16 protein-coding genes are annotated in these 19,389 nt (G+C 66.7%); 9 read left to right on the top strand and 7 right to left on the bottom strand.

The features are described from left to right. From pgi to ACLP9N_RS40335, 3 genes are all read right to left on the bottom strand, one after another. The coding region (gene pgi / locus ACLP9N_RS40345) for a glucose-6-phosphate isomerase (RefSeq protein ID WP_442412636.1) at positions 1-1,550 on the bottom strand (1,550 nt) is incomplete at its 3' end. A 52-nt stretch (positions 1,551-1,602) separates the two neighbouring features. Continuing rightward, a complete protein-coding gene (locus tag ACLP9N_RS40340) occupies positions 1,603-2,562 on the bottom strand; it encodes an esterase family protein (RefSeq protein WP_442412635.1) in 960 nt (319 codons plus the stop codon). Between the two features lie 62 nt (positions 2,563-2,624). Then, positions 2,625-2,942 carry a chorismate mutase gene (locus ACLP9N_RS40335; protein WP_442412634.1) on the bottom strand — a complete coding sequence of 106 codons (318 nt, stop codon included), beginning with the start codon at positions 2,940-2,942 and terminating at the stop codon, positions 2,625-2,627. A 341-nt stretch (positions 2,943-3,283) separates the two neighbouring features. Here ACLP9N_RS40335 and pcrA point away from each other — a divergent pair, with 341 nt between their 5' ends. Further along, positions 3,284-5,659, top strand: coding sequence for a DNA helicase PcrA (pcrA, locus tag ACLP9N_RS40330; RefSeq protein WP_442412633.1), 2,376 nt, complete (start codon positions 3,284-3,286; stop codon positions 5,657-5,659). A gap of 79 nt (positions 5,660-5,738) precedes the next feature. On the opposite strand, the gene ACLP9N_RS40325 is transcribed toward pcrA, so the two are convergent. Both ACLP9N_RS40325 and ACLP9N_RS40320 read right to left on the bottom strand, forming a co-directional pair. Beyond that, positions 5,739-6,293, bottom strand: a complete 555-nt coding sequence (locus ACLP9N_RS40325; RefSeq protein WP_442412632.1) for a hypothetical protein — start codon at positions 6,291-6,293, stop codon at positions 5,739-5,741. A 9-nt stretch (positions 6,294-6,302) separates the two neighbouring features. After that, positions 6,303-7,400 carry a M23 family metallopeptidase gene (locus tag ACLP9N_RS40320; protein WP_442412631.1) on the bottom strand — a complete coding sequence of 366 codons (1,098 nt, stop codon included), beginning with the start codon at positions 7,398-7,400 and terminating at the stop codon, positions 6,303-6,305. Positions 7,401-7,675: 275 nt separating this feature from the next. Between ACLP9N_RS40320 and sucC the strand changes: the two genes are divergently transcribed. Continuing rightward, entirely contained in the window at positions 7,676-8,839 is a 1,164-nt protein-coding gene (gene sucC, locus ACLP9N_RS40315) for an ADP-forming succinate--CoA ligase subunit beta (protein WP_442412630.1), read from the top strand. A 14-nt stretch (positions 8,840-8,853) separates the two neighbouring features. Then, positions 8,854-9,756: a succinate--CoA ligase subunit alpha gene (gene sucD, locus ACLP9N_RS40310; RefSeq protein ID WP_442412629.1), complete on the top strand. Its 903-nt coding sequence runs from the start codon at positions 8,854-8,856 to the stop codon at positions 9,754-9,756. Positions 9,757-9,790: 34 nt separating this feature from the next. Here the strand turns inward: sucD and ACLP9N_RS40305 are convergent, their stop codons facing one another. After that, entirely contained in the window at positions 9,791-11,101 is a 1,311-nt protein-coding gene (locus ACLP9N_RS40305) for a PE family protein (RefSeq protein ID WP_442412628.1), read from the bottom strand. 241 nt (positions 11,102-11,342) lie between these two features. Here ACLP9N_RS40305 and ACLP9N_RS40300 point away from each other — a divergent pair, with 241 nt between their 5' ends. Then, a complete protein-coding gene (locus tag ACLP9N_RS40300) occupies positions 11,343-12,863 on the top strand; it encodes an acetyl-CoA acetyltransferase (RefSeq protein ID WP_442412627.1) in 1,521 nt (506 codons plus the stop codon). Positions 12,864-12,923: 60 nt separating this feature from the next. Here ACLP9N_RS40300 and ACLP9N_RS40295 read toward each other — a convergent pair whose 3' ends face one another. Continuing rightward, entirely contained in the window at positions 12,924-13,772 is an 849-nt protein-coding gene (locus ACLP9N_RS40295; protein ID WP_442412626.1) for an LLM class F420-dependent oxidoreductase, read from the bottom strand. 208 nt (positions 13,773-13,980) lie between these two features. On the opposite strand from ACLP9N_RS40295, the gene ACLP9N_RS40290 reads away from it, so the two are divergent. The 5 genes from ACLP9N_RS40290 (at position 13,981) to ACLP9N_RS40270 (ending at position 19,331) form a co-directional block, all read left to right on the top strand. Further along, positions 13,981-14,937: a DUF5336 domain-containing protein gene (locus tag ACLP9N_RS40290; protein ID WP_442412625.1), complete on the top strand. Its 957-nt coding sequence runs from the start codon at positions 13,981-13,983 to the stop codon at positions 14,935-14,937. Positions 14,938-14,985: 48 nt separating this feature from the next. Beyond that, a complete protein-coding gene (locus ACLP9N_RS40285; RefSeq protein WP_442412624.1) occupies positions 14,986-16,290 on the top strand; it encodes a cell division protein PerM in 1,305 nt (434 codons plus the stop codon). 103 nt (positions 16,291-16,393) lie between these two features. Further along, complete coding sequence (gene purN / locus ACLP9N_RS40280; RefSeq protein WP_442412623.1) at positions 16,394-17,041, top strand: phosphoribosylglycinamide formyltransferase; 648 nt, start codon at positions 16,394-16,396, stop codon at positions 17,039-17,041. After that, a complete protein-coding gene (gene purH / locus ACLP9N_RS40275) occupies positions 17,038-18,609 on the top strand; it encodes a bifunctional phosphoribosylaminoimidazolecarboxamide formyltransferase/IMP cyclohydrolase (protein ID WP_442412622.1) in 1,572 nt (523 codons plus the stop codon). The genes purN and purH overlap by 4 nt, the downstream gene beginning before the upstream one ends. 164 nt (positions 18,610-18,773) lie before the next feature. Continuing rightward, a complete protein-coding gene (locus ACLP9N_RS40270) occupies positions 18,774-19,331 on the top strand; it encodes an LGFP repeat-containing protein (RefSeq protein ID WP_442412621.1) in 558 nt (185 codons plus the stop codon). The last annotated feature ends 58 nt before the right edge of the window (positions 19,332-19,389 follow it).

Raw genomic sequence — 19,389 nt, 5'->3', positions numbered from 1 at the left:
TGCGTCTTGCCCAACTCCACACCCCACTGATCGAACGAGTCGATACCCCAGATCACGCCCTCGGTGAAAACCTGATGCTCGTAGAGCGCGATCAACTGCCCCAGCACCGACGGCGTGAGCCGGTTGGCCAGGATAGAAGTCGACGGCCGATTGCCGGGCATCACCTTGTGCGGCACCACGTCGGGGGGCGTGCCCTCGGCAGCGATCTCTTCCGCAGTCTTGCCGAACGCCAGCACCTGGGTCTGGGCGAAGAAGTTGCTCATCAACAGGTCATGCATGCTGCCGGTGCCCTCGACGGTGGGTAGGTCGTCGAGGGGCTGGCTGAAGCCGATGAAATCGGCCGGCACTAACCGGGTGCCCTGATGCAGCAATTGGTAGAAGGCGTGCTGGCCGTTGGTTCCCGGTTCGCCCCAAAAGATTTCGCCGGTATCGGTGCTGACGGGTGTGCCGTCGGCACGCGTGGACTTGCCGTTGGATTCCATGGTCAGCTGTTGCAAATAGGCCGCGAAACGCGCCAGGTCGTTGGAGTACGGCAGCACCGCGCGCGATTGCGCGTCGAAGAAGTTGGAGTACCAAAGCCCGATCAGGCCGAGCAGCGCCGGCGCGTTGGACTCCAGCGGCGCGGTCTTGAAATGTTCGTCGACGATGTGGAATCCGGACAGGAAGTCGGCGAAGGCCTCCCGCCCGATGGCCGCCATCAGCGACAGCCCGATCGCAGAATCGACCGAATACCGCCCTCCGACCCAATCCCAGAACCCGAACATGTTGGCGGTGTCGATGCCGAAGTCGTCGACGAGGCGCTTGTTGGTGGAGACGGCGACGAAATGCTTGGCCACCGCGGCGTCGCCCAGCGTCGCGGTCAGCCAGCGGCGTGCGGCGGTCGCATTGGTCAGCGTCTCCAGTGTGGAGAACGTCTTGGACGCGACGATGAAAAGTGTTGTGGCAGGATCCAAATCGGCTACCGCCGCGATCAGGTCCGCGGGATCGACGTTGGACACGAAGCGCGCCGAGATCCCCGCGTCGGCGTAGTGGCGCAGGGCCTGGTACACCATCACCGGACCGAGGTCGGATCCACCGATCCCGATGTTGACGACGGTGCTGATGCGCTTGCCGGTGGCTCCGGTCCATTCGCCGCTGCGCAGCCGATCGGTGAAGTCACCCATCGCGTCCAGCACCGCGTGGACGTCCTCGACGACGTTCTGGTCGTCAACGGTCAGCTCGGCATCGCGCGGCAGCCGCAGCGCGGTGTGTAGCACCGCGCGGTCCTCCGAGGTGTTGATGTGAACTCCGGAGAACATCTGATCGCGGCGCTCTTCCAGGTTGGCCGCCCGGGCCAGGTCGATCAGCAGCCGCAGCGTATCGCGGGTGACGCGGTGCTTGCTGTAGTCGATGTAGAGGTCGCCGACGCTGACCGTAAGTTCACGGCCGCGATCGCGATCGTCGTCGAAGAACTGGCGTAGGTGTCGTTCGCCGATGTCGTCGTGATGCCTGCGCAGGGCATCCCAGGCCGGGGTGGCGGTGATGTCAGGGATTGATCGCACGGAGGTCATGGTTCGACCCTAGTGCCGCCGGGTGGGGAGTGGCGGCCTCGTCAACTGCCGTTCACCCACCGCCCAGCACGCGCTGTAGGTCGGGCTTCATGCCCTGCAATTGCGGGCCCCAGTACTGCCAGGTGTGGCCGCCGCTATCGGAGAAGTTGAACACGCCGTTGCGCCCGCCGTAGCTCTGGTATCTGCTCTGGAAAATCTTGTTGCTCAACCGCGTCGCGTTTTCCAGCATGCCGGCGCCCGGATTGTCGCCGCTCAAATCCGCCGAATGCGTGCCGTTGCCGCAATACACCCAGAGGCGAGTGTTGTTGGCGACGAGTTTCGCGACATTGACCGTCGGATCGTTGCTTGCCCACGCCGGGTCGGTCGGCGGGCCCCACATGTCTTCGGCGCGATAGCCGCCGGTGCCCATCATCGCGAAACCGACTAGCGACGGCCATTGTCCGGCGGACAGGTTGAGGAAGCCCGACATGGAGGCCGCATAGATGAAGTTCTGCGGGTGTTTGGCTGCCAGGATCAGCGACGCCGACCCGGACATCGATACACCTACCGCGGCGTTGCCCGACGGGCTGATGCCTTTGTTGGCCGCCAGCCAGGTGGGCAACTCCTGGGTCAGAAAGGTTTCCCACTTGTAGGTCTGCACGCGGCCATGGCCGGTCGCTGCATGGTACCAGTCGGCATAGAAGCTGGCCATTCCTCCCGTCGGCATGACGACCGACAGGCCCGACTGATCGAACCACTCAAACGCCGAGGTGTATTTGTCCCAGCCGTTGTAGTCGTCCTGGGCGAGCATCCCGTCGAGCAGGTACACGGCATGCGGGCCGCCGCCTTGAAACTCCACCTTGATCTGGCGCTGCATCGACACCGACGGCACCACCAAGTACTCGATCGGCAGGCCTTGCCGGGACCAGGCGGACGACGTCGACGTCGCGGCGAGGAAGGCGAGCAACATTGCGGCTGATATGAACACCAGCCGGCGTAATGGCGAAAGCCCAGTTGCTTCTGCCGTCCTCATTTCCGCCGCAATTTACCGCAGCAAAGCGGAAATCGGCGGAAGGTAACGACGGTAGTAACCGTTTAGTGGCCGAGTCGTCCTCTGCCCAAACGCAATAGCAGCATCGCCAGATCCTTACCGTCGGGACCCAGCTCGCTGTAGCGTTCGATAACCTTCATTTCGCGGCTGTGCACCAGCCGGGTGCCGCCGGAAGCCATTCGGACCTTGCCGATGGCCTGGGACACCTCGGCGCGCCGCTTCACCGCGGCGAGGATCTCGGCGTCCAACCTGTCGATCTCTTGACGTAGCTCTTCGATGTCGACCGTCTGTTCGGTGTCGACCGTTTCAGTGTTCATTTCTGCTGACTCCGCGTTCTCGTGATGTGGGGGTTCTGGTCTCATCCGGTATCGGGCCTCACAAAGAGACGAGCCCCGAGTCCGGAAGCGGACCACGGGGCTCTGCGAATGCAGCTAGACCACGGGCACCGCTGGTCGGTACCCGTAGAAAAATCGGCGCTGCCTGTTGAGCACGAACCCGAGTGTGCCACCAATGGCCTTTCCTGTGCAAAAACAGGTCCGGCGCTTCTGATCCCGGATAGTCGCTCAGAGCTGGACAGAACCCCAACACGGGATCCTCCGGCGACTCAAGTGAAAGCTGGGACTTGGTTGGCGACGTGGTTGGCGACTTGAACGCGTGGCGTGACGCCGGAGGCGTCGCCGGGCGGCGGTAAGTTTGGACAGACATGACTGTGCACGCGACCACTAACACTGAAGCCAACCCCGAAGCGGATCAACTGCTCGACGGGCTCAACCCACAACAGCGCCAGGCGGTGGTGCATGAAGGCTCGCCGCTGCTGATCGTCGCGGGCGCGGGCTCGGGCAAGACGGCGGTGCTGACGCGGCGCATCGCCTACCTGATCGCGGCCCGGGGCGTCGGGGTCGGTCAGATTCTGGCCATCACCTTCACCAACAAGGCCGCGGCCGAGATGCGCGAGCGGGTGGTGCGGCTGGTGGGCAACCGGGCCCGCGCGATGTGGGTGTCGACGTTTCACTCGACGTGCGTGCGCATTCTGCGCAACCAGGCGTCGCTGATCAACGGCCTCAACTCGAACTTTTCCATCTATGACGCGGACGACTCGCGGCGTCTGCTGCAGATGATCGGCCGCGACATGGGGCTGGACATCAAGCGGTTCTCGCCGCGGCTGCTGGCAAACGCCATCTCCAACCTGAAGAACGAACTGATCGACCCCGACCAGGCGGTGGCCGACCTGTCGGATTCCTCCGACGAGCTGACCCGCACCGTTGCCTCCGTGTACGGCGAGTACCAGCGGCGGCTGCGGACGGCCAACGCGCTGGACTTCGACGACCTGATCGGCGAAACCGTGGGGATCCTGCAGGCTTTCCCGCAGATCGCCCAGTATTACCGGCGGCGATTCCGCCACGTCCTGGTCGACGAATACCAGGACACCAACCATGCGCAATACGTGCTGGTGCGGGAATTGGCCGGTCGCGGCGCCCCGGAATCGGAGGCTTCACCCGACCCTTCAGCTGACGGGGTGCCGCCGGCCGAGCTCTGCGTCGTCGGCGACGCCGATCAATCGATCTACGCGTTCCGCGGCGCGACGATCCGCAACATCGAGGACTTCGAACGCGACTACCCCGACGCGAAAACGATTCTGCTGGAACAGAACTACCGCTCGACACAGAACATTCTGTCAGCGGCCAACTCGGTGATCTCCCGTAACTCGGGGCGCCGTGAGAAGCGGCTGTGGACCGACGCCGGCGCCGGGGAGCTGATCGTCGGCTATGTTGCCGACAATGAGCACGACGAGGCCCGGTTCGTCGCAGAAGAGATCGATGCGCTCGCCGAGCGCGGCGAGATCACCTATAACGATGTGGCCGTCTTCTATCGGACAAACAACTCGTCGCGGTCGTTGGAAGAGGTGTTCATCCGCGCCGGAATTCCGTACAAAGTCGTTGGGGGAGTGCGCTTTTACGAGCGCAAGGAGATTCGCGACATGATCGCCTACCTGCGGGTGCTGGACAACCCCGGCGACGCGGTCAGCATGCGGCGCATCCTCAACACACCGCGTCGCGGCATCGGCGATCGTGCCGAGGCGTGCGTGTCGGTCTACGCCGAGAACACCGGCTCCAGCTTCGCCGACGCGCTGCAAGCGGCGGCCGAAGGCAAAGTGCCGATGCTGAATAGCCGTTCGGAGAAGGCGATCGCGGCGTTCGTCGGGTTGCTTGACGAACTGCGCGGTCACCTCGACCCATCTCAAGGGGATCTCGGCGATCTGGTCGAATCGGTGCTGGAACGCAGCGGATACCGTCGAGAGCTGGAATCGTCCACCGATCCGCAGGAGCTGGCCCGGCTGGACAACCTCAACGAACTCGTCAGCGTCGCACACGAATTCAGTACCGACCAGGCCTTGGAAACTAGTGAAGCGGCCGCCGCGCTGGAGGCCTCCGACTTCGACGACGAGGACGTGCCGGACACCGGTGTGCTGGCGGCGTTTCTGGAAAGGGTGTCGCTTGTTTCTGACACCGACGAGATCCCCGAGCACGGCGCCGGTGTGGTGACGCTGATGACGTTGCACACCGCAAAGGGTTTGGAGTTCCCGGTGGTGTTCGTCACCGGCTGGGAGGACGGAATGTTCCCGCACATGCGGTCGCTGGACGACGCAGGCGAACTCTCCGAGGAGCGGCGGCTGGCCTATGTCGGCATCACCCGGGCCCGCCAACGGCTCTACGTGAGTCGGGCGATCGTCCGGTCTTCGTGGGGTCAGCCGATGCTCAACCCGGAGTCGCGGTTCCTGCGGGAAATCCCGCAGGAGCTGATCGACTGGCGGCGCAGTGCCCCCACTCCGTCGTTCAGTGCGCCGGTGAGCGGCGCCGGCCGGTTCGGTACGCCGCGCGCGGCGCCTACCCGCTCGGGCGTCGGCAAGCGGCCACTGCTGGTGCTCGAGCCCGGCGACCGGGTGACCCACGACAAGTACGGGCTGGGCCGGGTTGAGGAAGTCTCCGGCGTCGGCGAATCAGCGATGTCGCTGATCGACTTCGGCAGCTCCGGACGGGTGAAGCTGATGCACAACCACGCCCCGCTCAGCAAGCTTTAGCGCCTTTCGCGCCGAGCGTGAAGTCAGGGCGAAGAAACGGCGAAATTCCCGCCCTCAGAACACGTTCGGCGAACGGTGACTACTCGGCTAGCCAGCGTTTGGTGCGTGGGTGCAACGCCAGCACGATGCTGGCCAAAGGCAGCGTGGGAATGATGTATACGATCCACGCGACCTGCGCGCCCGCAATGAACAACCCACCGTAAGTAACCAGCGCGACGATCGCGCCAACCACGATGAGCCAGCGCCCGATCGGCCGCCGCTGCAACAACGCTACGACGCCCCAGACGGTGGAGATGCCAAAAACCAAGGCGAGGAACGCGACCGCGATGCAGAACAGCCGGTTCAACTGCCACCAGCCGGTGATCAGAGCGGTGGCGACCACCGAAGTGGCCCAGCCGCTGACGATGCTGACCGCGCAGGCGGCGACCGCGGTGCGAGAGCTCGGCTCGTCGGTGGCCCCGTGCGCGGCTGCAGCCGTGACGGCTTCGCGGGGAATGTGAGTGGTCGGCGTCTCGGCAATCGTCGGAATTGGCCCGGTGGGTGCGCGCCGGATGATCCGCGTCCGGGATTCGTCGGATGACGAGGGCCCGGGTGGTTCCGTCGGTTGCGCTTGGGGGTCGCTCGGCGCGGTCACCTCACCAGGTTAACCGGTGTAGTTGCCCACGTAGAGTCCGCGCTTGGCCAGCCACGGCACCGGGTCAATGCGTTCTGTGCCTCCCAGCAACACCTCAAAATGCAGGTGCGGGCCGGTGGAATTGCCCCGGTTGCCCATGGTGGCTATCTGGTCGCCCGCCATCACGCTCTGGCCGACGCTGACCAGCGCGGAGTTGATGTGGCCGTACAGCGTGACCGTGCCGTCGGCATGGCGCAGCTTGACCCACATTCCGTAGCCGGCGGTCGGACCGGCGTCGATGACGACACCGTCGGACACCGCAAGGATCGGGGTCCCGATCGAGTTGGCGAGGTCGATGCCGGCGTGCAGCACGCCCCAGCGGTAGCCGAAATTCGAGGTGAAGATGCCCTTCGTCGGCATGACGTACAGCGGCTGCTGCAGCCGCGCCTCACGCTGAGCACGCTCCTGGGCGAAGGCCGCGCCCTTGGCCAGCTCCTCGTTGTGTACCGCGACGTTCGCCGCCGGCTCGACCGCGACGACCTGCACGCCCCGGGGTTCGTTGTTGCCCGCACCGGTGAGCATCGATGAGCTCGCCGTCAGCACCGCCTCCGTTTTCGGGGTGTCGGCGTGACTGGTCGCGGTGTGCGCCGCCGCGGCTGCCGCGCCGGCGGCCATTGCCGAGATCAGCAGGCGGCCCCTGGCCGCGCTGGTCGGTTCCCTGCGGTGTTGGCCTGAACGCCGCGGTGCACCGCTGACGTCGCTGAGGTCCAAGACATGCCGTACCTCAGGCTGCACGTGGGTGTCTGGCTCGGGAGTGTCCGGCAAGGCCACCCGGACCAGAACCTCTGTGGGCGGCGCGGCCAGCCATACGGGTGCCAGGTTGTCGATCTCGTGCAGATCGTCGAGTTCGGGGGCCAGCAGCACCTGCTCCGCGTTATCGAAGGTGCAGTCCTCGAAATCCAGGCTGGATTCCAGCTCGTCGATCTCGTAGAGGTCATCGAGGTCGCCGAAACCGTCGAGCGGGAGGATTTCGGTGACTTCGTTGCGGTGATCGTCTAACCAGCGTTCACGGCCCTGACGAGCTGCTCCTGCAGCGGCGCGAGACCGGGTGAGACGGTGCTGGGACAAGCTGAGATGTCCTCGGATCGTGACCATAACGTTATCTGGACCCTGAGACGGTATCCGTTGACCAATAGCGCTGGCAACCCGGGCCCGAGGTCCGTGGCGAGAATGTGAGTTGGATCACGCAACCGATTTATGAACGTTCGGTGACCCCTGTCACATGGGTGGATGCGGCGTCAGCAGCGATTTGACGGGTGGATACAGTTCCACCGTGCGAGTTGCCGAACCGGCTTCGTGCATAAGTAAGCCTCCCTAATGGCCGATACGAAGACGTGGAGCCCATGGATCTTTTCGAGTACCAGGCGAAGGAATTGTTCGCCAAGCACAACGTCCCGAGCACACCCGGTCGGGTCACCGACACCGCCGAGGGTGCCAAGGCCATCGCGGAAGAGATCGGTCATCCGGTGATGGTCAAGGCACAGGTCAAAATCGGCGGTCGCGGCAAGGCCGGCGGCGTCAAATATGCCGCCACCGCGGAAGACGCTTACGAGCACGCCAAGAACATCCTCGGCCTCGACATCAAGGGCCACGTCGTCAAGAAGCTGCTCGTCGCCGAGGCCAGCGACATCGCCGAGGAGTACTACATCTCCTTTCTGCTCGATCGCGCCAACCGCACCTACCTGGCGATGTGCTCGGTGGAGGGCGGCATGGAGATCGAAGAGGTGGCCGCCACCAAGCCAGACCGGCTGGCCAAGGTGCCGGTGGACGCCGTCATGGGAGTCGATCTGGCGACCGCGCGCTCCATCGCCGAGCAAGGTCACCTGCCGGCCGAGGTGCTCGACGCCGCCGCGGTCACCATCTCCAAGCTGTGGGAGCTCTTCGTAGCCGAGGACGCCACCCTGGTGGAGGTGAACCCGTTGGTGCGCACCCCCGATGATCGGATCCTGGCCTTGGACGGCAAGGTCACCCTGGACGCCAACGCCGACTTCCGCCACCCCGGTCACGTCGAATTCGAGGACCGCGACGCCACCGACCCGCTGGAGCTCAAGGCCAAAGAGCACGACCTCAACTACGTCAAGCTCGACGGACAGGTCGGCATCATCGGCAACGGCGCAGGCCTGGTGATGTCGACGCTGGACGTCGTCGCCTACGCAGGGGAAAAGCACGGGGGAGTCAAGCCGGCCAACTTCCTCGACATCGGCGGCGGGGCCTCCGCCGAGGTGATGGCCGCCGGGTTGGACGTGGTTCTGGGCGACGCGCAAGTTAAGAGCGTGTTCGTCAACGTGTTCGGTGGCATCACTTCGTGTGACGCGGTGGCCACCGGGATCGTCAAGGCGCTGGAAATCCTGGGCGACGAGGCCAACAAGCCGCTCGTGGTGCGGCTCGACGGCAACAACGTCGAGGAAGGCCGGCGCATCCTGGCCGAGGCCAACCACCCCTTGGTGACGTTGGTGCCCACGATGGACGAGGCCGCCGACAAGGCCGCCGAGCTGGCGAGCGCCTGAGAGGACTTCTGGATATGTCGATCTTTCTGAACAAGGACAACAAGGTCATCGTCCAGGGCATCACCGGCAGCGAGGCCACCGTGCACACCGCCCGAATGCTCAAGGCGGGCACGCAGATCGTCGGCGGGGTGAACGCACGCAAGGCGGGCACCACCGTCACCCACGAGGACAAGGGCGGCAGCGTGATCAAGCTGCCGGTGTTCGGCAGCGTCGCGGAGGCCATGAAGGAGACCGGCGCCGACGTGTCGATCATCTTCGTGCCGCCGAAGTTCGCCAAAGACGCCATCATCGAGGCGATCGACGCCGAAATCCCGCTGCTGGTGGTCATCACCGAGGGAATTCCGGTGCAGGACACCGCATATGCCTGGGCCTACAACGTGCAGAAGGGCGGCAAGACGCGCATCATCGGCCCGAACTGCCCCGGCATCATCACCCCGGGCCAAGCGCTGGTCGGCATCACCCCGGCCAACATCACCGGACCCGGTCCCGTCGGGCTGGTGTCCAAGTCGGGCACCTTGACGTACCAGATGATGTACGAACTGCGCGATTTCGGGTTCACCACGTCGATCGGCATCGGCGGTGACCCGGTGATCGGCACCACCCACATCGACGCCATCGAGGCCTTCGAGAAGGATCCCGACACCAAGCTCATCGTGATTATCGGCGAGATCGGCGGCGACGCCGAGGAGCGTGCGGCCGACTACATCAAGGCCAACGTGTCCAAGCCCGTCGTCGGCTATGTCGCGGGATTCACTGCGCCGGAAGGCAAGACGATGGGCCACGCCGGCGCCATCGTGTCCGGCTCGTCGGGCACCGCGGCCGCCAAGAAGGAAGCGCTGGAGGCGGCCGGCGTCAAGGTGGGCAAGACCCCGTCGGAGACCGCGGCGCTGGCCCGGGAGATCCTGAACAGCCTGTAAGCTCCGGGATGGGGCCCGCGGGCCCGCGGCTACATCAACCCGTCGTCCCGTTCTGGCCGAGCAGCAGCCCACCGGTGCCGCCGGAGCCGCCGGTGCCGCTGTGACTTGCGCCGGTCCCCCCGTCACCCCCGTTACCCCCGTCGCCGATCAGCACGGCGTTGCCGCCCTTACCGCCGTTACCGCCGGTACCGGACACCCCCTGCCCGCCGGCGCCGCCGCCACCGCCGTTTCCGATCGACCCGGCCTTGCCGCCGCTCCCGCCGGCACCCCCGCCGGCCGTGTCGCCAGCCCCGCCGATCCCGCCCGCCCCGCCGGAGCCGGAGAGTGTGCCCGCGTTGCCGCCGGCCCCGCCTTCCCCGCCGGTGCCGCCGAACCCGCCGCTGCCGCCGGCCCCGCCGGAGCCGGAGAGTATGGCGGCGTTGCCGCCGGCGCCGCCGTCCCCGCCGGTACCGAGGTCCGTGTCCCCGCCGGCGCCGCCGGCCCCGCCGGAGCCGAACAGCCCGCCTAGTGTGCCGCCGGCCCCGCCGGCCCCGCCGGCGAAGCCGCCGAACCCGCCGGCCCCGCCGGTGCCGCCGGAGCCGAACAGCCCGCCGGGCCCGCCGGACCCGCCGGCCCCGCCGGTGCCGTTCGTTGCCAGCCCTCCGTTGCCGCCGGTCCCGCCGGAGCGGAACAGCCCGCCGGCCCCGCCAGCCCCGCCGGCCCCGCCGACCGTGCCGCCGAGGCTGACCCCGCCGGTGCCGCCGGTCCCGGCGGTGCCGAAGAGCAACCCGCCGGGGCCGCCTGCCCCGCCGTTGCCGGCCGGTGAGCCCCCCGCAGCTCCTCCGGGCCCGCCGTTGCCGAACAGCCCGGCGGCCCCGCCGGCCCCGCCGGCCTGGCCGGTGCCGAAGGCGCCCGACCCGCCGGCGCCGCCGTTGCCGATCAAGATCCCACCGGGCGCGCCGGGCAACCCACTGCCCGCGGGCGCGTTGGCGCCGTTGCCGATCAGCGGGCGCCCCAAAAGCGCCTGGGTGGGCGCATTCACCGCGTTGAGCAGATCCTGCCCGACGGTCTGCAAAGGTGAGGCATTGGCGGCCTCGGTCATTGCGTATTGCCCCGCGCCGGCATTCATGAGTTGCACAAACTCGTTGTGAAACGACGCCGCCCGCGCACTGAGCGCCTGATACGTGTGCGCGTGCGCCCCGAAACGCGCGGCGATGGCCGCCGACACCTCGTCGGCGCCGGCGGCCAGCACCCCCGTCGTCGGGGCCACCGCCGCCGCATTGGCCGCGCTGATCGTCGAGCCAATGTTCGCCAAATCCGAAGCCGCCGCCGAGACAAACTCCGGTACCGCAATAACGAAGGACATCTGACACCTCCAGGAGGGGAGGGAACAAGAGGTTGCGATATGGAATCGCCTGGTCAGAGTGGTGAAGAAGGCAAATACAAACTGTAAGCCGTCCTATGAAAGTCATACCAAATTCGCAAAAATGCATGCGCCGCCGGGCGAAACATGCTTGCGCCTTATTGACGCCCGCGCGAGGCGGGTCGGAAGCTACGCGGTGCCCCGGGTTCGGATCCGAGATAGCCCTACGGTAGATAGTTGAGCTATGAATCTTGATCCGCGGACGCCCGTCATCGTCGGTGTCGGGCAGGCGGCCGAGCGCATCGACGACCCCGGCTACCGGGCGATGTCGCCCGTCGAGTTGGCTGCCGCCGCTGCCCGGGCCGCCGTCGACGACTGCGGCGGTGCTGCGGTGTCCGCTGCCATCGACGCCATCGCCGGAGTCCGGCAGTTCGAGATCTCCGGCCCGGTCGCGACTGCTCTGCTCGGACGGGCCAACAACTACCCGCGATCCGTGGCCAAGCGGATCGGAGCCGAGCCCGCTCGGGCGATCCTGGAAATCGTCGGCGGTCAAGGACCCCAGCACCTGATCAGCGAGCTGGCCGCCGAGATCGCTGCGGGCCGCTCGGAGGTCGCCATGGTCTTCGGCTCGGATGCGACCTCCACCCTGCGACACTTCGCGCGCGCGGAAACCAAGCCGGACTTCAGCGAGATCGTGGAAGGGGACCTGGAAGACCGCGGCCACGGCATCGAGAAACTCATTTCGCGCTACACGGTCGTCCACGGTCTCACCAGTGCGCCGATCCAATACGCGCTGCTGGAGAATGCCCGGCGGGCCGGGACGGGACTGGGGCCGGCGGAGTATCGGCGGCAGATGGGCGAGCTGTTCGCGCCGTTCAGCAAGATCGCCGCCGGCAATCCGTTCGCCGCCGCGCCGGTCGAACGCACCGTCGACGAACTGATCACCGTGACCGAATCCAATCGGATGATCGCGGAGCCCTATCCGCGGCTGATGGTCGCCCGCGACCAGGTCAACCAGGGCGCGGCCGCGCTGCTGATGTCGGTTGAGGCGGCGTGTCGCATCGGTGTGCCCGAGGAGAACTGGGTGTACCTGCACGGGCACGCCGACCTGGAGGAGCAGCCGCTGCTGCAGCGCCCTGACCTTGGGCACGCCCCATCGGCCGTCATGGCGGTGCGCGAGGCGCTGGCCATGGCCGGCATCGATGTCGACGACGTCGCCACCTTCGACCTCTACAGCTGCTTCCCGGTGCCGGTGTTCAACATTTGCGACGGCATGGGAATCGCGCCCGACGATCCGCGCGGCCTGACCCTGACCGGTGGGCTGCCGTTTTTCGGCGGCGCCGGCAACAACTATTCGACGCACGCCGTTGCTGAGACTGTTACCCAAATGCGAAATCTGCCAGGACAATTCGGTCTCGTTGGTGCTAATGGCGGCATCTTGAGCAAGTACTCGGTCGGCGTTTACTCGACCACACCGGCGGAATGGAAGGCAGACCGCAGCCCGCAGTTACAGGCGCAGGTCGCCGGCTGGCCCACCCAATCGGTGACCGAAATCGCCAACGGCATCGGCACCGTCGAGACCTACACGGTCCGGCGCGACGACGGACGGCTGACCGGGATCATCATCGGCCGGCTCGATGACGACAGCCGGTTCCTGTCGACCACTGAAGACGAGGAGCTGATCGCACTACTGACCGACGGCGACCCCCTCGGACGTCGGGTTCGGGTGCGCTCCTTCGATTACGGCAACCGCTGCGTTCTATAGCGCGAGCAGACGCAAAAGCGCCCGAAACGTCGGCGTGTCGCGGGCTTTTGTGTCTCACGCCTAGGCGAACGACGCCACCTTGCCGGCCAGCCGCTCCACGTAGGCGGCGATCTCGTCCTCTGGGCGGTCGGGCAAGCCGAACAGCACCTCGGTCACGCCGAGATCGGCCCAGCGCGCCAGCTTCTCGGCAACGGGTTTGAAGTCCAGGGCCACAATCTGCGGAGCCCCGTCGCGGCCGGCGGCAGCCCAGGTGTCCTGCAGCAACTTCACCGACTCGTCGATGTCGAAGTCGCGCGGAGTGGTGATCCAGCCGTCGGCGCTGCGGGCGATCCACTTGAAGTTCTTCTCGTTTCCGGCCGCCCCCACCAACACCGGAATGTGGGGCTGCACCGGCTTCGGCCAGGCCCAGCTGAGCCCGAACTTGACGAATTCGCCGTCATAGGCGGCTTCTTCCTGTGTCCACAGCGCGCGCATGGCTTCGATGTATTCGCGCAACATGGTCCGTCGGCGCCCCGGCGGCACGTTGTGGTCGGCGAGTTCGTCGGTGTTCCAGCCGAACCCGACGCCGAGGCTGACCCGGCCGCCGGACAAATGGTCCAGGGTGGCAATGCTTTTCGCCAACGTGATCGGGTCGTGTTCCACCGGCAGCGCCACCGCCGTGGACAGCCGCACCCGCGACGTCACCGCGCAGGCCGCACCCAGGCTAACCCACGGGTCGAGGGTGCGCATGTAACGGTCGTCGGGTAGCGACGCGTCACCCGTCGTGGGGTGGGCCGCCTCCCGCTTGACCGGGATATGTGTGTGTTCTGGCACATAAAACGTCTTGAAGCCGTGGTCGTCGGCGAGTTTGGCGGCTGCCGCCGGAGTGATGCCACGGTCGCTGGTGAAAAGCACAAGCCCGTAATCCATGCACAGAATTAGAACGTGTTCTACCTGTGATGAGCAAGCGGCAGGTCGCTAGGGTCGGCAGCAAGGTCGGCGTCGCCCCCGCGTGTACACGCGAACGTGCGCTAGCGTGGTTGATCGAATCGCGTCGCAACGCAAGCGCTGCCCCGGCGTCCAAACAACGGTGCGCCTTAGTGCACCTTGGGTGCACAGCGAAGCAACAGGAGGACTCATGACCTACTCGCCCGGTAGCCCCGGATATCCACCCGCGCAGCCCGCCGGGTCATACCCGGGCGCGACACCCTCGTTCGCCAAAGATGCCGGTGAAAGCAAGCTTCCGTTCTTTCTGTCCATCGCGATCGTGGTGCTCGGCCTGCTCGTCTACGTTTTCAATTTCTTCCCGACGTTCGTCCTCAGCGCCGACCTCGGCCCGGCCGCCGGTGGACGCGCCGGTGACGCCGGCACAGCGGTCGCGGTTGCGGTACTGGCCGCGCTGCTCGCCGGGCTCAGCCTGCTGCCCAAAGCGAAGATCAACACCGGGATAGTCGCCGCGATCGCCGTCTTGGGCGCACTGTTGGTGATCGCGGAGATGATCAACACGCCCACCGGTTTCTCGATCGGCTGGGCGTTGTGGCCCCTGCTGGGTGCCAGCGTGTTGCAGGCCTTCGCCGCCGTCGCCGCGGCCCTGCTGGAGGCGGGCGTCATCACCGCCACGGCGCCACGGCCCAAGTACGACCCTTACGCGCAATACGCGCAGTACGGGCAGTACGGCCAATACGGGCAACAGCCGTACTACGGTCAGCCGGCCGGACAGCAGCAACCGCCACCCCAGCCGGCCACGCAGCAGTCGCCGCAGTATGGGTCGCAGTACGGCGGTTACGGTTCCAGTCATGCTCCGACCCAGAGCGCGATCCCGACCCAGGCCGCGATGCCGACCACCTCGAGCGGCGGCTACGGTGCCCAGTCCTCGCCGCAGTCGGGACCGCAGCCCGCGGCGCAGTCCGGACACCAGCCAGCGTCCCAGGACGGCCCATCCACCCCGCCCACCGGATTCCCCAGCTTCAGCCCGCCACCACCGGCAGGCGCCGCGACCGGCTCCCAGTCCCACTCGCATACGACTGGGGGCGAGCAGTCCGCCGGCCAGGAGCAGCAGTCGCCGTCATCAGGAACCGGGCCGGCGTCGTTATAGCCGTGCGCTCTCGCGCGTGGTCGGGCATGTGCGCCAAGAGTGACTCGGGTGCAGGACAATCGGGCAGCGGGCGCTCGCCAGGCGCGTGACCTCGTCCGGGTCGCGTTCGGCCCGGCGGTGCTCGCACTGGTCATCGTCGCCGCGGTCACGCTGCTTCAACTGCTGATCGCCAACAGCGACATGACCGGCGCGCTGGGCGCCATCGCCAGCATGTGGCTGGGCGTGCATCAGGTGCCGATTTCCATCGGCGGCCGCGAACTCGGCGTCCTGCCGCTGCTGCCGGCGATGTTGATGGTGTGGGGCACCGCGCGCAGCACGGCGCGGGCGACCTCGCCGTACTCGTCGTGGCTCGTCGTCCGCTGGGTTGTCGCGTCGGCGCTGGGTGGGCCGTTGCTGATGACGGCCATCGCGCTGGCGGTCATCCACGACGCGTCGACGGTGCTCACCGAGCTGCAGACACCCAGCGCCCTGCGCGCATTCGTCAGCGTGCTGGTGGTGCATGTCATCGGTGCGGCGATCGGGGTGTGGTCCCGCCTGGGCCGACGGGCGTTGGCGGCTTCGCCGTTGCCCAATTGGCTGGGTGATTCGGTGCGCGCGGCGACAGCCGGCGTGTTGGCGTTATTCGGGCTTTCCGGGCTGGTGACGGTGGGGTCGCTGGTCGTGCACTGGGCGACGATGCAAGAGCTCTACGGGATCACCGATTCGATATTCGGCCAGTTCAGCCTGACCGTGCTGTCGGCGCTGTACGCACCCAACGTCATCGTGGGCACCGCGGCGGTGGCCGTCGGGTCCAGTGCTCATGTCGGGTTCGCGACGTTCAGTTCCTTCACCGTTTTCGGCGGCGATATCCCGGCACTGCCCGTGCTGGCCGCGGTCCCCACGCCGCCGCTGGGGCCGGTGTGGGTCGCCCTGCTCATCATCGGAGCGTCGTCGGGCGTGGCGGTCGGGCAACAATGCGCCCGGCATCCGTTGCCGATCGTGCCGGCGCTGGCCAAGCTGCTGGTCGCGGCGGTCGCGGGGGCGCTGGCGATGTCATTGCTGGCGTATGCGGGCAGCGGCCGGCTGGGCAATTTCGGCCTTGTGGGCGTGGACCAGGGCGCCCTGATGATCGGGGTGTTCTTCTGGTTCGCGGTCGTCGGCTGGGTCACGGTGGTGATGGCCGGTGGGGTCAGGCGCCGTCCCCGGCGGCGCAAACCCGCGCCCGCGTCCGCCCCGCCGCCCGACGAAACCGAACCCGAACCCGAACCAGTCGAAGAGCCGGACGAGCCCGGCGAACCCAGCGAGGCCGCCGAGGCCCCGGAGACCCCAGAGGCCGAAACCCCGGCGCCCGCCGAGCACGATCCCGGGGAGTAGGTCGCCACCTCCGTCGAACGTGACGCTGGCGTCACGCTCGGCCGCGAACGTGACGCTGGTGTCACGCTCGGTGGCCGTGGTGCTGCCCGACTAGGCTCGCGATGTGTCCGAACCACTTCACGTGCCCCCGAGTGCGCCGGCGCGGGTGGTGGTGCTGGCATCGGGCACCGGTTCGCTGCTGAGCTCGCTGATCGACGCCGCCACCGACGACTACCCGGCGCGGATCGTCGCCGTCGGGGTGGATCGCGACTGCCGGGCAACCGAGGTCGCCGACGCGGCATCGCTGCCGACCTTCACCGTGCGCCTCGCCGATCACCCGAGCCGCGATGCCTGGGACGCCGCCATCACCGACGCCACCGCGGCGCACTGCCCCGACCTCATCGTCTCTGCCGGGTTCATGAAAATTCTTGGGCCGCAGTTTCTTTCACGATTCTGTGGACGCACCCTCAACACGCATCCGGCGCTGCTGCCGGCGTTCGCCGGCGCGCATGGAGTGGCCGACGCGTTGGCCTATGGTGTGAAGGTCACCGGCTGTACGGTGCACCTGGTGGACGCCGGTATGGACACCGGGCCGGTCTTGGCGCAGCAATCCGTTCCGGTACTCGATGGCGACGACGAACAGACTTTGCATGAACGCATCAAGGTCGTGGAACGGCGGCTGCTGGTGGACGTGGTGGCCGCGATCGCGACCGGCGGCGTGACGGTGGTCGGAAGAACAGCGACGATCGGACGAAAGGCAAGCACAGTATGAGCACCGACGACGCAAGAAGGGCGATCCGCCGGGCATTGATCAGCGTCTACGACAAGACCGGGCTGATCGACCTCGCCCGGGGCCTGAGTGCCGCCGGTGTCGAGATCGTCTCCACCGGATCAACGGCGAAAACCATTGCCGACCAAGGGATACCGGTGACACCCGTCGAGGAGCTGACCGGCTTCCCCGAGGTGCTCGATGGCCGAGTCAAGACCCTGCACCCGCGTGTGCATGCCGGCCTGCTGGCCGATCTTCGCAAACCGGAGCACGCCGCGGCCCTCGAACAACTCGGAATCGCGGCGTTCGAGCTCGTCGTCGTGAACCTGTATCCGTTCAGCCAGACCGTCGAATCCGGCGCGAGCGTCGACGAATGCGTCGAGCAGATCGACATCGGCGGGCCTTCGATGGTCCGGGCCGCCGCGAAGAACCACCCCAGCGTCGCGGTGGTCACCGACCCGCTCGGGTACGACGGGGTGCTCGCCGCGGTGGACAACGGCGGATTCACCCTCGCCGAGCGCAAAAGGCTGGCGGCGTTGGCATTTCAGCACACCGCGGAGTACGACATCGCCGTGGCGAGCTGGATGGAGTCGACGCTGGCGCCCGAACATCCCCCGGCCACGTTCCCGCAGTGGTTCGGCCGCAGCTGGCGGCGCTTGGCCATGCTGCGCTACGGCGAGAACCCGCACCAGCAGGCGGCGCTCTACAGCGACCCCGCCGCGTGGCCGGGACTGGCGCAGGCCGAGCAGCTGCACGGAAAAGAGATGTCCTACAACAACTTCACCGATGCCGATGCGGCCTGGCGGGCGGCCTTCGACCACGAAGAGCCGTGTGTGGCAATCATCAAGCACGCCAACCCGTGTGGCATCGCGATCTCGTCGGTCTCGGTCGCCGACGCGCACCGCAAAGCCCACGAGTGCGATCCGCTGAGCGCCTTCGGCGGGGTGATCGCCGCCAACACCGAGGTCAGCGTGGAGATGGCGGAGTACGTGAGCACCATCTTCACCGAGGTGATCATCGCGCCCGCCTACGAGCCGGGCGCCCTCGAAGCGCTGGCGCGCAAGAAGAACATCCGGGTGCTGCTGGCTTCCGAGCCACTCACCGGCGGCAGCGAGCTGCGACCGGTCAGTGGGGGGCTGTTGATGCAGCAGCGCGACCAACTCGACGCGCACGGTGACAACCCGGCGAACTGGACCCTGGCCGCCGGATCACCGGCGGGCCCGGCTACCTTGACCGACTTGGTCTTTGCCTGGCGCGCCTGCCGCGCGGTCAAGTCCAATGCGATCGTGATCGCCGCCGACGGCGCCACCATCGGCGTCGGCATGGGACAGGTCAACCGGGTCGACGCCGCCCGGTTGGCCGTCGAGCGCGGCGGCGACCGGGTTCGTGGCGCAGTGGCGGCCTCCGATGCCTTCTTCCCATTCCCCGACGGACTCGAGACGCTGGCCGCCGCCGGGGTCGCCGCGATCGTGCATCCGGGCGGCTCGGTGCGCGACGAGGAGGTGACCGCAGCGGCGGCCAAAGCGGGCGTCACCTTGTATCTCACCGGGGCACGCCATTTCGCTCATTAAGGCCGGGCAGGGGGCTAGGCGCTGGTGGGCGGGTGGTAACTGCGAATCGCCGCAGCTAGCTCCGCGGGAGCTGCAGATTTCCTCCTTGCTCGGCGGTCCCGAACCAGAATAGGCTCCGGTTTAGGTATGCCGACGTTCGTCGTACCTAATTCGAGAGGAATGTGATGCGCGCAATTACTAAACGAACAGTGGCATTTACCGCTGCGATTGCGGGATTTGCTCTGATCGGTTCCGGATGCCACGCGAACAAATCCTACGAAGCGACAAGTTCATCCACTACGTCCGCGATGTCTTCGTCCATGATGTCCTCATCCGCAACCAGTAGTGCGGCCGCGGGCCCGACTTCAACCCAGATCCCGGGTGCCAACGGCACGCCGTACACGGTGCAGGGGCCAATTCTCGCGAAGTACCAGTCTCTTACCGACGCTCAACTGAAGGACCTGGGCAAACCGTACGACAACGAGCTAAAGACTAAGGACGGCAGCGGTTCCTACCAGCAGTTCGACGGCGGCGTGCTCATTTATAGGACTGGGAGCCCGGTTTACTTCGTATGGGGCAAGATCCGCGACGCGTGGAATGCGGTGCAGGCTTCGCAGGGCAAGCTAGGTTATCCGACCTCTGACGAGCAAATCCTCCCCGACGGCTCCTTTAAGTCGGTGTTTGAGCACGGCACAATTACGTGGAAGACAGGTGATCCGGAGGCCACTGTCACCATGAGCTAACCGGTCTTAGCTTAGTGTCCACCGTTCCGGTGGGCTCAAAGGACCTCTACCGACGGCC

It is taken from the genome of Mycobacterium sp., from assembly GCF_052144515.1.
Taxonomy (GTDB): domain Bacteria; phylum Actinomycetota; class Actinomycetes; order Mycobacteriales; family Mycobacteriaceae; genus Mycobacterium.
Note: the sequence above shows the minus strand (reverse complement) of the source record. Positions and strands in the feature narration are given on the sequence as shown.

Bases quoted from the DNA above. Each gene is read 5' to 3' on its own strand.
- ACLP9N_RS40290 (WP_442412625.1), top strand. From the start codon at position 13,981: ATGACCTACTCGCCCGGTAGCCCCGGATATCCACCCGCGCAGCCCGCC.
- purH (WP_442412622.1), top strand. From the start codon at position 17,038: ATGAGCACCGACGACGCAAGAAGGGCGATCCGCCGGGCATTGATCAGC.
- pcrA (WP_442412633.1), top strand. From the start codon at position 3,284: ATGACTGTGCACGCGACCACTAACACTGAAGCCAACCCCGAAGCGGAT.
- ACLP9N_RS40300 (WP_442412627.1), top strand. From the start codon at position 11,343: ATGAATCTTGATCCGCGGACGCCCGTCATCGTCGGTGTCGGGCAGGCG.
- ACLP9N_RS40335 (WP_442412634.1), bottom strand. From the start codon at position 2,942: ATGAGACCAGAACCCCCACATCACGAGAACGCGGAGTCAGCAGAAATG.
- ACLP9N_RS40270 (WP_442412621.1), top strand. From the start codon at position 18,774: ATGCGCGCAATTACTAAACGAACAGTGGCATTTACCGCTGCGATTGCG.
- sucC (WP_442412630.1), top strand. From the start codon at position 7,676: ATGGATCTTTTCGAGTACCAGGCGAAGGAATTGTTCGCCAAGCACAAC.
- ACLP9N_RS40295 (WP_442412626.1), bottom strand. From the start codon at position 13,772: ATGGATTACGGGCTTGTGCTTTTCACCAGCGACCGTGGCATCACTCCG.
- sucD (WP_442412629.1), top strand. From the start codon at position 8,854: ATGTCGATCTTTCTGAACAAGGACAACAAGGTCATCGTCCAGGGCATC.
- ACLP9N_RS40305 (WP_442412628.1), bottom strand. From the start codon at position 11,101: ATGTCCTTCGTTATTGCGGTACCGGAGTTTGTCTCGGCGGCGGCTTCG.
- ACLP9N_RS40340 (WP_442412635.1), bottom strand. From the start codon at position 2,562: ATGAGGACGGCAGAAGCAACTGGGCTTTCGCCATTACGCCGGCTGGTG.